The organism is Propioniciclava sp. (genome assembly GCF_029977985.1).
Lineage (GTDB): Bacteria > Actinomycetota > Actinomycetes > Propionibacteriales > Propionibacteriaceae > Propioniciclava.
The window spans coordinates 1-11,212 of record NZ_JARKOT010000001.1; the positions used below are offsets into that span (position 1 = coordinate 1).

12 protein-coding genes are annotated in these 11,212 nt (G+C 70.9%); 5 read left to right on the forward strand and 7 right to left on the reverse strand.

Annotated elements, in window-relative coordinates; all coding sequences use genetic code 11:
- Positions 1 to 392 precede the first annotated feature (392 nt).
- Positions 393 to 1,034, reverse strand: coding sequence for an NAD(P)H-binding protein (locus Q1K57_RS00005; RefSeq protein ID WP_300077345.1), 642 nt, complete (start codon positions 1,032 to 1,034; stop codon positions 393 to 395).
- Between the two features lie 78 nt (positions 1,035 to 1,112).
- On the opposite strand from Q1K57_RS00005, the gene Q1K57_RS00010 reads away from it, so the two are divergent.
- On the forward strand, positions 1,113 to 1,499 hold the full coding sequence (locus Q1K57_RS00010) for a helix-turn-helix domain-containing protein (RefSeq protein WP_300077348.1): 387 nt from the start codon (positions 1,113 to 1,115) through the stop codon (positions 1,497 to 1,499).
- Here the strand turns inward: Q1K57_RS00010 and Q1K57_RS00015 are convergent.
- Positions 1,485 to 2,045 (reverse strand): GNAT family N-acetyltransferase, encoded by a 561-nt coding sequence (locus Q1K57_RS00015; protein ID WP_300077351.1) that lies wholly within the window; start codon positions 2,043 to 2,045, stop codon positions 1,485 to 1,487. The genes Q1K57_RS00010 and Q1K57_RS00015 overlap by 15 nt on opposite strands.
- A gap of 56 nt (positions 2,046 to 2,101) precedes the next feature.
- The gene (locus tag Q1K57_RS00020) at positions 2,102 to 2,326 is read right to left on the reverse strand and encodes a hypothetical protein (protein WP_300077354.1); all 225 of its coding nucleotides are present in this window, start codon (positions 2,324 to 2,326) and stop codon (positions 2,102 to 2,104) included.
- On the opposite strand from Q1K57_RS00020, the gene Q1K57_RS00025 reads away from it, so the two are divergent.
- A complete protein-coding gene (locus tag Q1K57_RS00025) occupies positions 2,318 to 3,817 on the forward strand; it encodes a thiamine pyrophosphate-binding protein (protein WP_300077357.1) in 1,500 nt (499 codons plus the stop codon). The two genes, Q1K57_RS00020 and Q1K57_RS00025, sit on opposite strands and share 9 nt — an antisense overlap.
- On the opposite strand, the gene Q1K57_RS00030 is transcribed toward Q1K57_RS00025, so the two are convergent.
- Positions 3,798 to 5,159, reverse strand: a complete 1,362-nt coding sequence (locus Q1K57_RS00030; protein WP_300077360.1) for an NAD(P)/FAD-dependent oxidoreductase — start codon at positions 5,157 to 5,159, stop codon at positions 3,798 to 3,800. The two genes, Q1K57_RS00025 and Q1K57_RS00030, sit on opposite strands and share 20 nt — an antisense overlap.
- 70 nt (positions 5,160 to 5,229) lie before the next feature.
- Between Q1K57_RS00030 and Q1K57_RS00035 the strand changes: the two genes are divergently transcribed.
- Complete coding sequence (locus tag Q1K57_RS00035; RefSeq protein WP_300077363.1) at positions 5,230 to 6,042, forward strand: hypothetical protein; 813 nt, start codon at positions 5,230 to 5,232, stop codon at positions 6,040 to 6,042.
- A 53-nt stretch (positions 6,043 to 6,095) separates the two neighbouring features.
- Here Q1K57_RS00035 and Q1K57_RS00040 read toward each other — a convergent pair whose 3' ends face one another.
- Both Q1K57_RS00040 and Q1K57_RS00045 read right to left on the reverse strand, forming a co-directional pair.
- On the reverse strand, positions 6,096 to 6,392 hold the full coding sequence (locus Q1K57_RS00040; protein WP_300077366.1) for an antitoxin: 297 nt from the start codon (positions 6,390 to 6,392) through the stop codon (positions 6,096 to 6,098).
- Between the two features lie 99 nt (positions 6,393 to 6,491).
- On the reverse strand, positions 6,492 to 8,174 hold the full coding sequence (locus Q1K57_RS00045; RefSeq protein ID WP_300077368.1) for an ATP-binding cassette domain-containing protein: 1,683 nt from the start codon (positions 8,172 to 8,174) through the stop codon (positions 6,492 to 6,494).
- 32 nt (positions 8,175 to 8,206) lie between these two features.
- On the opposite strand from Q1K57_RS00045, the gene Q1K57_RS00050 reads away from it, so the two are divergent.
- Positions 8,207 to 9,199 carry a class I SAM-dependent methyltransferase gene (locus Q1K57_RS00050; protein ID WP_300077370.1) on the forward strand — a complete coding sequence of 331 codons (993 nt, stop codon included), beginning with the start codon at positions 8,207 to 8,209 and terminating at the stop codon, positions 9,197 to 9,199.
- A gap of 12 nt (positions 9,200 to 9,211) precedes the next feature.
- Here the strand turns inward: Q1K57_RS00050 and Q1K57_RS00055 are convergent, their stop codons facing one another.
- A complete protein-coding gene (locus Q1K57_RS00055; protein ID WP_300077373.1) occupies positions 9,212 to 10,588 on the reverse strand; it encodes an anaerobic C4-dicarboxylate transporter in 1,377 nt (458 codons plus the stop codon).
- 450 nt (positions 10,589 to 11,038) lie between these two features.
- Here Q1K57_RS00055 and Q1K57_RS00060 point away from each other — a divergent pair.
- Positions 11,039 to 11,212: helix-turn-helix domain-containing protein (locus Q1K57_RS00060; RefSeq protein ID WP_300077376.1), on the forward strand; the 174-nt coding region annotated here is incomplete at its 3' end.

Here is an 11,212-nt window from a genome sequence, read left to right on the forward strand (position 1 = left end):
TAGGTGTCCGCCTCCGACAGCGACAGGCCCTCCTGGTAGAACGCCTGCTGGAGGGCGCCGGCGGCGTCCACGTCGCGCTCGGAGCCGACCACCGACCGCAGGGCGGCCAAGCCGCGGGCGGCATGGTCGGAGTTGAGGACACCTCCCCGCTTTCGAGCAACCGCTGGTAGCCCTCGCCGAATCGGGCGCCGGTCAGCGCTGCGATGCGGGCGTTGGCCTGCGGAATGTGAGCGAAAGCCCCCAGCGACGCGGCGCGGTCGCCTCCGAAGAGGGATCCGTGACGCACCTCGACAAAGATGTCGTCGCGGGCGGCGAGCTCACGGATGGCGGGGCCGAAGCCGTAGCACCGCCGCAGTAGGAGTCGAAGACGTAGATGAGGTGGTGCATGACGCTCAGCCCCGCGCGGCGGCTTCGTCGGTGGAGGCGACGCTGAAGCGCTCGCCGGCGTGGGCGGGGTTCTCGAGTTCGTCGAGCGCCGCGACCGCGAAGTCCTGCGTCGACACGAAACCGCCGGCCAGACCGTTGCCGCCGTCGACGTAGTGCCCGGTGCGGACGCCGGGTGCGATCTCGGGGGAGGGCGCGATCATCGTCCAGTTCAGGCCCTCGGAGGCCGCGTAGTCGTCGTACACCCGGGCGAACGCCGTAGCCTCGGGAAGGTACGCGGCGGGGAAGTCAGGCGAGTCGAGCAAGCGCTGATTTCCCACCGGCAGCGCTCCGGCGCCGCCGACGACCAACACCCGGCCGGTGGGCCGGGCGGCGATGAGACGCTCGTGGGCGGCGACGACGGCCTCGTAGTCGTCCCGGCCGCCGACGGTGATGACGGTGGCGTCGCTGGCGTTGACCACCTGCGCGACGGCGTCCGTGTCGGTGAGGGCGAGCGGCTGGGTGGCGGTGAGGTCCGTGGTGCGACCGGAGCGCGTGTAGGCGTCCACCTGGTGGCCGCGGGACAGGGCCTCGGCGGTGATCTGCGAGCCGACCATGCCGGCAGCGCCGACGACGGAGATGTGCATGATTCCTCCTGTGGGTTGCGTCATGACCCTGATAGTATTTACTGGTAACTGATTACCTCAACGTAACTGGGGGTCGTGATGGGGCATGGGGTCGAGCCAGTGGTGAGCGGGGTGTTCCCCGCGGACATCCTGAACCAGGACTGCCCGTCGCGGGGCGTCCTGCGGCACCTCACCGACCGCTGGACGCCGATGATCGTGACCGTGCTGGCGGACGGGCGACGCGCGCGCTTCACCGAGCTGCGGCGAGCCATCGAGGGGGTTTCGCCCAAGGTGCTGACCGAGACGCTGCGCTCGATGGAGCGCGATGGGCTGGTGGGGCGCGAGGTCACGCCCAGCATCCCCCCGCGTGTGGACTATTGGCTCACCGAGTTGGGTGCTTCGACGGTCGCACCGCTGGCGGCGCTGCGCGAATGGGCCGAGCAGCATGTGAGCGTCGTCGAGCAGAACCGTGAGCGGTACGACGGCTCGGCTGCCTCACTCGGCGGTTGACGCGCGGGCGCGCCATTGCGCGTCGCTCATCGCGTAGGTGAGGTTGTCGTCCCACGCGCCCCGGCACCAGTAAGACTTGGGTGCGAGCGACTCGACGTGGAGGCCCAGCCGCTCGAGGAGCCTCGCCGATCGGACGTTCTCGGGCGAGAGTTGCCCGACGATCCGGTGGCAGCCGTGACGCTCGATGAGGTCGGCCACGACCGCTGACGCCGCCTCGAAGGCGTAGCCCCGGCCCTGGTGCTCGGTGCGCAGCGTGAAGCCGATCTCGGCGATGCCGCCGTGCTCGTCGAGCCCGACGTACAGGTCGCCGATCAGCTCGCCGGCGAGCTCGATGCCGATCTGACACGGCTCGCCCGGCACGATGTCGCGCCAGCCCGACTGGGCCGCCACCTGGCGCTCGACCCGCTCGCGAGTGACGGGCAGATTCCAGTCCTGCAGCGCCGCCACCGCCGGGTCGTTGCGGTACGCCACGATGACGTCAATGTCGTCGGTGCGCAGCGGACGCAACACGAGGCGTCCGGTGGTGAGCGGGTACGGGCTGTCCATGCCCCCAGTCTCCCGCAGCGGCGGGGCACCGCGCCCCCGGTGGGTCGGCGCCCCGACTAGGGTCGGAGCAAACCCGAGGAGGTCATCGTGGAGCACACGAGCACCGAAGCCCACGCCATCAGCACCGCCGAGCTGACCCGGGACGCGCTGACCGGCGGCGATGTGCTGGTCGACGTGATGCGGGCGGCCGGCGTCGAGGTGGCGTTCGGGGTCATCAGCATCCACAACACCCCCTGGTCGAGGCCGTCGACCGCGCGTTGCGCTTCGTCCCAGTGCGCCACGAGGCGGCGGCGATCAATGCCGCGGACGCCTACGCGCGAGCCGGCGGTGGCATCGGTGTCGCGATCACCTCCACCGGAACGGGTGCCGGCAACGCAGCGGGCTCGATGCTCGAGGCGCTGACGGCGCAGAGCCGCGTGCTGCACATCACGGGCAACATCAACGTCGACCTCATCGGCGAGGGGAAGGGTGCCTATCACGAGGTGCCCCGCCAGCTCGCCATGCTGAAAGCCGTCTCCGCCGCCGCCCTGCGGATCGAGACGCCGGGCCAGGCGCGGGCCGTGCTGACCGACGCCGTCCGGCGGCTCGCCACCGCACCGTTCGGGCCGGTCAGTGTCGACTGGCCGATCGACCTGCAGTACCTCGCCAAGCCCGACGCGCAGAACAAGATCCACGACCGGACGCCGCCGGTGCGCACCGGCGTCCGCCGCGATCTGCAGCGGGCCGCCGCGCTCATGGCCGAGGCCCGGCGTCCGCTCATCTGGGCCGGCGGGGGAGCGCGCCGCATCGGCGCGCCGCTGGCGACGTTGGCCGAACGCTGGGGCGCCGGCGTCCTCACGAGCACCAACGGGCGCGGGTCGGTGCCCGAGGATCATCCGCTGCTGCTCGGCAACTTCGCCGCCGACGAGTCGCTCGACGCCCTCCTGCGGGACGCCGACTGCCTGCTCACCCTCGGCAGCCATCTGCGCGGCAACGAGACCCGCAACTTCGAGCTGCCGCTGCCCACCCACCACCTCCAGGTCGATCTCGACGCGGACGCCCTCGGCCGCAACTTCCCCATCGCCGTCGGCCTACAGGCCGATGCCGGCCACGTGGTGGGGGCGCTGCTCGACGAGTGGGCCGGACAGGCGACTGACCCGGCGTGGGCGGGGCGGGTGTCGGACGCCGCCGCTGCTGCCCGCCGCGACCATCGACGGGCGATCGGGGCGTACGCGGACATCTGCGACGCGATGCGCCACCGGCTGCCGCGCCGGGCGGTCATCGTCCGCGACGTCACCATCGCGGGCAGCTCGTGGGGCAACCGGCTGCTGGAGGTGTACGACCCGACCGACAACCTGTACGCCGCCGGCGGCGGCATCGGCCAGGGGCTGGCGATGGCGATCGGTGCGGGCATCGCCCGTCCGAACGACCCCGTGCTCGCCATGATCGGCGACGGAGGGCTGGCCGTCCACCTCGGCGAGCTGGCGGTGTTGGCGTCCGAGGCCCCGCACGTGGTGGTGGTCCTGTTCAACGACGGCGGCTACGGCGTGCTGCGCAACCTGCAGACAGCGCGCGGGGCGCAGCGGCGTGGCGTGGACCTGTTGACGCCCGATGTCGCCCGGCTGGCCGAGGCGTTCGGCTTGCGGCACACGCGGGTGGACGATCCGGAGCGATTCAACAAGGCGCTGAAGAAGGCCCTCAAGCGCGAGGGACCTTCGATCATCGAGATCGACGTCCCTGCTCTGCGGCCGCAGCCGGAAGACCTGGTGCCGCCTACGCAGGTTCCCGGGTAGCGGGCGGCCGCCGCCGCAGCTTCCTTGCCAACCCGAAACCGGCGAGGGCGAGGGCGTGCAGGACGGGGAACACGCGGTCCTTCTGCCTGATCCAGGGGGCGAGGATCGCGCGGTAGGGCGTCCGGTCGGCGGCGGGGCCGAACAGCCGCTCCTCCACCTGGCCCGCCTTGAGCCCCAGGGGCTTCCCCAGCACGCCCGCGATGCGCCAGACGACGTTTGCGGTGCGCCGCGCCGGGTCGGTCGAGCGCACGTTTTCCATCAGGAACCACGCGTACTCGCCGAGCGCTGCCAGATCGGGCATGCGGGCGGCGTTGTAGTCGGAGAAGGGGGTGGCCGAGCCGGAGTTCAGGTGCTCGGTCAGGAGGAGGGCGTCCTCCAGACCCGAGTTGACCCCCTCGCCCGTGGGCGGGATCACACCGTGCGCGGCGTCGCCGATGAGGACGAGCCACTCGCCCACGTTCACGAACGGGCACCGGATCACCGCGCCCGTGAACGAGTCGCGGCCGAAGAAGTCGACGTAGTCCTCACGCGTGAGCAGCGGGGCGGTCAACGGCGCCGCCTGCCGCACGAACTCCTGCAGAGCCGCCACGTTCGCATCGGTCGCCTCGGTGGCCAGCAGCAGGGGCTCGTCCTCGGTGCCCTCGATCGCCGTCACCGCGACGCACCAGACCTCGCTGGCCAGCGTCGCCGAATACATGCCCTTGTCGCCGAAGATGTAATGCAACGACGGGTCGAGGCCGGGGGCCTTCGCTCCCGGCTTCGAGAACAGCACCCGGAACCGGACGCCCCAGGGCCCCACTTCCGGATCGAACCCCGGAACCTGGCCGATCAAGGAGCGTCGGGTCGCCGACCAGACGCCGTCCGCCGCGATCACGCGCGCGCCGGCGGCGTCCACCGTCGTCTCCTCGCCGGAGGACAGCGTGAAGACGAGCCGCCGCGCGGCCACGTCGACCCGCGCCAACTTGTGGCCGGTCACGAGGGTGAGATGAGGGTCGGCCTCCGCCTTCTCGAGCAGGATCTTGTTGACGAACGCCCGCGTCGTCGACCAGACCGTTCCGCTCGCGAGCTTGGCGACCAGACGCCCACCGGCGAAGATGCGCCACCCGCGGACGATCTCGCCGTGCTCGCGCAGGCGGTCGAGCAGGGCCGGGTCGATACGGCGCAACGTCTCCTGGCCGCGCGGGTTGACGCCGATGGGGTAGCTGTTCGCGTCCGAGAGCGCGAGTTCGTCTTTCGCCTCGTAGACGGTCACGGCCCGGCCCGACTGTGCGAGCAACAGCGCGACCCCGAGCCCCACCGGGCCCGAGCCGAGCACGATGACGGGCTGCGTTGCGGTGTCCATGGTCGAAACCTACCCTGCCGGCGCGGCGTGCGGCGTTGTCGGGGCGATGCCCCTTGGCTAGGGTCGAGAGATGTCCTCAGCAGCGTCGTCCGCCAGCCCGGCCTCCCTTCTCCGCGACCGGATCGTCGTCATCGCTGCCGCCGTCGTCTGGATCGTCGGCACGCTGATCGGCATGGGTGTGATCGGCGGCCGGGGCGTCGCCGAACAGGGCGAGGGGCTGTTCAGCGACTCGGCCACCCTCATCGCCCCGCACGGTCCGGCGTTCACGATCTGGCCGGTCATCTACGTCTTCTTGGCGCTCTACATCGTCTGGCAGTGGCTCCCGCTCTCGGACGCCTCGCGCTGGGCCGCGCGCACCCGGCTGCCGGCGGCGGCGTCCCTGGCGCTCAACGGGGTGTGGCTGCTCACCGTCTTCGCCGGCTGGATCTTCGTCTCGGTGCTGGTGATGCTCGGCATCGTCGTCGCGCTCGGGCTGGTGCTGCGGGAGGTCGCGCCGCTGCCCGCCGAGGGACCGCTCGCGAGCGCCGCGGTCGGCGTCACCTTCGGCCTCTACCTCGGCTGGATCTGCGTCGCCACCTGCGCCAACATCGCCTCCTGGCTCGTTGGCCTCGGCGTCGGGCCGGACGGGATCCTCGCCACCGTGCTCACCGTCGTCGTGCTCGTCGTCGTCGTGGCCCTGGCAGCCTTCCTGCTGCGTGTGGCCCGGCATCGCGTCGTGCAGGCCGCGTTCGCCGCCGCTGTCGTCTGGGGCACCGCGTGGGTCGCCGTCGGCCGCCTCACGGGTGACCTGCTCAACGCGCCCGTGGCATACGCCGCCGGTGCCGCCGCGCTCGGCGTGGCCGCGCTGGGTGCCCTGAGCGTCGTGCGGAACCGCGTCAGCTGAACAGAACGGTGGCGCGGATGGCGGGGTGTGGCCGGTGAGGACCGGCCAACGGGTTACTGCCCTGCCGGCGGGTCGACGGGCTCACCGGGTGCCGCGGGAGGGGCCGGATCGGCCGGGGCCTCCGGATCGGTCGGGGCGGGGTTGTTCGTGTTGTTCGGCAGGCCGAGCTGTCCCTCGACCCAATCGCCGGCTTTGTCGATCGCGTCGGCGTACTTGCCGCCCGTCTTCGCGTCGAGGAAGTCCTCGACCTTGTCGATGCCGCTGCGCGCCATGTCGGGGTTCTGTTGGGCGTAGTCCTTGGCCTGGTTCACGGCGTCCTGGGCGTTGAACTGCTGCGGCTGGTCCGACATGGCCACTCCTTTGTGTCAAGGGGAATCCTGCGTGCCTCACCCTAGACCGTGGCCGCCCCGGCCGCCCAGACTCGGTCGGATCAGCCCCACCGGTCCGGATCAGCGCGCCCGCTCGACGCGCCGCTCGTCCCACACCGGCACGTCGGAGGCCACCACGCGCCCGTCCGACCGGAACACCAAGAACCGGTCGAGCGACCGGGCGAACCACCGGTCGTGGGTGACGGCCACCACCGTGCCGTCGAACGCCGCCAACCCGTGCTCCAGCGCCTCGGCCGACTCGATGTCGAGGTTGTCGGTGGGCTCGTCCAGCAGCAGCAGGGTCGCGCCGCCGAGCTCCAGCAGCAGGATCTGCACCCGCGCCTGCTGCCCGCCCGACAGCGTCTCGAACGGCTGCTCGGCCGCCTTCGCCAGCTCGTAGCGATCCAGGGCCCGATAGGACGCCTCGTCGGTCAGTCCGTCGCGGTGTTCGTCGCCGCGGCGCAGGATGTCGAGGAGGCGGCGTCCGACCAGTTCGGGGTGGCGGTTCGTCTGGGCGAACCAGCCGGGGCGCACCCGCGACCCGAGCCGGGCCACGCCGGTGGCCCGGACCGGCTCGATGCCGTCGGCGCCGACCGCGCGGGCGGCCGGGTCGGGGTCGGTGCCGCCGAGCGCCAACAAGCGCAGGAAGTGCGACTTGCCCGACCCGTTCGAACCGAGCACGCCCACGCGGTCGCCGTACCAGATCTCCGTCGAGAAAGGCCGCATGAGGCCCGTCAGTTCCAGAGACTCGACGACCACGGCCCGCTTGGCCGTCCGTCCCCCCGTCAGCCGGACGCGCACCTGCTGCTTCCGCGGCACCGCCTCGGGCGGGCCGGCGTCCTCGAACCGGGCCAGCCGCGTCTGGGCGGCCTGGTAGCGGCTGGCCATGGCGTCGTTGTAGGCGGCCTTCGTCTTGTACAGGAGCATGAGGGTGCGCAGCTTGGCGTGCTCCTCGTCCCAGCGGCGGCGCAACTCCTCGAACCGCTCGAAGCGGGCCTCGCGGGCGGCGTCGAAGTGCTCGAACCGGCCGCCGAAGACCCACAGCGTGTTGCCGGCGGCGCCGAGCTCGAGCGCGGCGATGGCGTCCGCGCAGCGATTGAGCAGCGCCCGGTCGTGGCTCACGATGAGCACCGACTTCTGCGTGGTCAGCAGCTTCTCCTCGAGCCACAGCTTCCCGGGCACGTCGAGGTAGTTGTCGGGCTCGTCGAGGAGCAGCACCTCGTCGGGGCCGCGGAACAGCAGTTCGAGCACGAGCCGCTTCTGCTCGCCGCCGGACAAGGTGTTCACGTCGCGCCACTTGGCCTGGTCGAAGCCCACGCCGAGCGCGGCGGTGCAACAGGCGTCGAAGAGCACCTCGGCCTCGTAGCCGCCGGCGTCGCCGTAGTCGGCCAGGGCGTGGGCGTAGGCGAGGTTGAGCTCGTCGGTCTCGGACTCCATGAGCTCGAGTTCGAGCGCGTCCACCCGCGCGGACGCCGCCTGGAGCCGCTCGGGCGCGTGGCTGAGCAGCAGGTCGCGCACGGTGGAGGAATCCCGGATGGACCCGACGAACTGGCGCATGACGCCGAGGCGACCGTCGCGGCTGATCGTGCCCTCGCTGGGCGTGAGGTCGCCGGCGATGATGCGCAGCAGGGTCGTCTTGCCCGCGCCGTTGGGGCCGATGAGGGCGGTCACCTTCCCGTCGCCGACGCGGAACGACACGTCGCTCAGCAACGGCCTGTCGTCGGGGAGCCAGAACTCCACGTGGCTCAACTCGACGTACCCCATGGGTGGCAAGCCTGCCAGATTAGGCTCGCCGCATGACGGACGCGATCTTCGACCATCCACGCGTGGCCGCGGTGTACGACGCCCTCGATCCCGACCGGAGCGATCTGGACGCCTACGCCGCGATGGTGACCGAGTTCGGGGCGCGCCGCGTCCTCGACATCGGCTGCGGCACGGGCACGTTCGCGACGATGCTGGCCGTGCGGGGCATCGAGGTGGTCGGCGTCGACCCGGCCGGCGCCTCGCTCGCCGTGGCTCGGGCCAAGCCCTCTGCGGACGCCGTGACCTGGGTCCACGGCACCGCCGACGACGTGCTGCCCCTGCAGGTGGACCTGGCGGTCATGACAGCCAATGTCGCCCAGGTGTTCCTCGGCCGGGGCCGCTGGAGCCACGTGCTCGAGGTGGCGCACGCCGCCCTCGTGCCGGGGGGACGCCTCGTGTTCGAGTCGCGCGATCCGGAGCGCCGGGCATGGGAGCGGTGGACGAAGGACGCCACCCGCCAGATTGTCGACGTGCCCCACGAGGGTCTGGTGGAGGACTGGGTCGAGGTCACCGACGTGCGCGACAACCTTGTGACCTTCTCCTCACCCACGACCTTCCACCGCGACGGCGTCCGCATCGAGTCGACCTCGACGCTCGTGTTCCGCTCGCGCGCCGAACTGACCGCGTCGCTGGAAGCGGCGGGGTTCGTCGTGGACGAGGTGCGCGATGCGCCCGACCGGCCGGGCGCCGAGTTCGTGTTCGTCGCCCGCAAGGACGCCGCCGACCCGGACGCGGCCGTTCGCCTCCTGCGCCGCCGGGACGCCGCCGCCCTGTTCGCCGACCTCGATCCGTGGGGCCTGGTGGCCATCGGGGCACCGCGCGACGAGTACACCCCCGAGGTCGACGCCCTGCTGGAGTTGGGGCGTCCGGTCACGCCGGACGAGGTGCAGGCGACGTTCACGCGCCTGGCCCAGCCGGTGTCCGATGTGGACGCCTTCGGACTCGCCGACGCGTTCAATGCCGTCCTGGCCCGCTGGCCGGCCTGACGCGGGCCGGGTTCAGCGCAGCAGCAGGTTGGCCAACCCGGTGCCCACGAGGCACGACGTGATGACGCAGATGAGCCCGGGGATGATGAACGAGTGGTTGATCACGTACTTGCCGATGCGGGTCGTGCCCGAGCGGTCGAAGCCGATGGCGGCGAGGTCGGAGGGGTAGGTGGGCAGCACGAAGTAGCCGTACGCCGCCCCGAAGAAGCCCACCACGGCCACCGGGTCCACGCCCAGTTGCAGGCCCACGGGCACGAAGGCCGTCACCGCGGCGGCCTGGCTGTTCACCAGCTTCGAGACGACGAAGAGGGTGACCGCGTAGAGCACCGGGAAAGCCTGCACGACGCCCGACAGTGCCCCCATGAGCCCGTCGAGGTGCGCCTGGAAGAACGTCTCGGCCATCCAGGCGACGCCGAACACCGAGAAGATCGCCGACATGCCGGCCTTGAACACGGCGCTGTTGGGCACCTCGGCCATCTTCACGTGGCAGACGCGCATGATCACGGCACCTGCGACCAGCATGAACATCTGGATGACGAGCGTCATCGACAGGCGCGTGGGCTCGCCGTCCTCGCCGGTGTACTGCGGTCGCAGGTCGGTGAAGGCGCCCAGCAGGACGACCACCGCGATGGCGGCGAAGAAAATGCCGACGGCCCAGTAGGCCTGCTTCGGGTAGACCTTGTCGAGGAGGGTGGCACCTTCGGCGCCGCCGTCGCCGTAGACGTAGGCGCGCTTCTCGGGGTCGGCGATGAGTTTCTGGAAGTCGGGGTCCTTGTCGAGGTCCTTGCCGCGGCGCAGGCTCCACAACGCGGCCAGCAGCACGCCGCAGAACGACGCCGGGATGGACACCATCAGGATCTGCGGGATCGAGAACGACACCCCCGTGATGCCCGCGTTCTTCGCGAGGATCGTGGACAGCGACACGACCGCGACCGATACGGGCGAAGCCGTGATACCCATCTGCGCGGCTACCGACGACACGGCCATCGGCCGCTCGGGGCGGATGTTCTTGCCGAGCGAGATGTCCTCGATGATCGGGAACATCGTGTAGACGACGTGGCCCGTTCCGCACAGGACGGTCAGGAACCACGTGGTCAGCGGGGCGAGGATCGTGATGCGCGTCGGATGCTTGCGCAGCACCTTCTCGGCGTATTTCATCATCACGTCCAGCCCGCCGATGGTCTGCAGCACCGAGGCGCAGCCGATGACCGCGAGGATGGTGAGCATCACGTCGATCGGCGGCTCGCCCGGCGCGAGGCCGAAGACGAACACGAGCAGGAACAGGCCGATCCCACTGATGAGGCCGAGGCCGATGCCGCCGTAGTGGGTGCCGATGAGCAGGCAGCCGAGCACGACCACGAGTTGAAGGATGACAAGCAGGGTTTCCATCTCGTGCCTCCGAAACAGTGGGGGTGGACGCCGACGTCCGGCTTCACCCTAGGGGCGCGTCCGGGTCGGCGTGGAGAAACGCGAACGCCCGGCACAGATCGCTACCCCGTGGTGACGGTCCGCCGCTGAGCGTGTCGAGACCACCGCTGGTCGAGCCGGCCGAGTCCCTTGGTGCCGACCAGCTCAACGAGCGGTGCTCTGGTGGCCTCGTTGGAAACCCACTCCAGGGTGTGGCTTGCGCACGCGTTGGACGCCCCAGGCCTACGAGAGTCACTCCACGGCATGGGCCGAGGACGTCGCGCGCCGTCCGAGCTTGTCGAACCCTTGGGTTTCGACCCCCTCAACCAGCACGGGGGCTCTCGGGTGGGGAGTGCTCCCCATGGCGTCTTGGGTGGAGTCGCTGCTAGTGTCGCGCGTCATTAGTTCGTTGACGGTGTGGGATGATGGGGCTTGCCATCATCAGTTGTGGAACTGAGTGATCAGGATCGCTTGACGCTGGAGGCTTGGACGCGGTCGAGCACGGTGGCGGCGGGTCGGGCTGAGCGGGCTCGGATCGTGTTGGCCGTCGCGGAGGGTGTCGGGACGACGCGGGTGGCTGAGCGGGTGGGAGTGTCGCGGCCGACT

Bases quoted from the DNA above. Each gene is read 5' to 3' on its own strand.
- Q1K57_RS00015 (WP_300077351.1), bottom strand. From the start codon at position 2,045: ATGGACAGCCCGTACCCGCTCACCACCGGACGCCTCGTGTTGCGTCCG.
- Q1K57_RS00040 (WP_300077366.1), bottom strand. From the start codon at position 6,392: ATGTCGGACCAGCCGCAGCAGTTCAACGCCCAGGACGCCGTGAACCAG.
- Q1K57_RS00050 (WP_300077370.1), top strand. From the start codon at position 8,207: ATGACGGACGCGATCTTCGACCATCCACGCGTGGCCGCGGTGTACGAC.
- Q1K57_RS00030 (WP_300077360.1), bottom strand. From the start codon at position 5,159: ATGGACACCGCAACGCAGCCCGTCATCGTGCTCGGCTCGGGCCCGGTG.
- Q1K57_RS00005 (WP_300077345.1), bottom strand. From the start codon at position 1,034: ATGACGCAACCCACAGGAGGAATCATGCACATCTCCGTCGTCGGCGCT.
- Q1K57_RS00055 (WP_300077373.1), bottom strand. From the start codon at position 10,588: ATGGAAACCCTGCTTGTCATCCTTCAACTCGTGGTCGTGCTCGGCTGC.
- Q1K57_RS00035 (WP_300077363.1), top strand. From the start codon at position 5,230: ATGTCCTCAGCAGCGTCGTCCGCCAGCCCGGCCTCCCTTCTCCGCGAC.
- Q1K57_RS00045 (WP_300077368.1), bottom strand. From the start codon at position 8,174: ATGGGGTACGTCGAGTTGAGCCACGTGGAGTTCTGGCTCCCCGACGAC.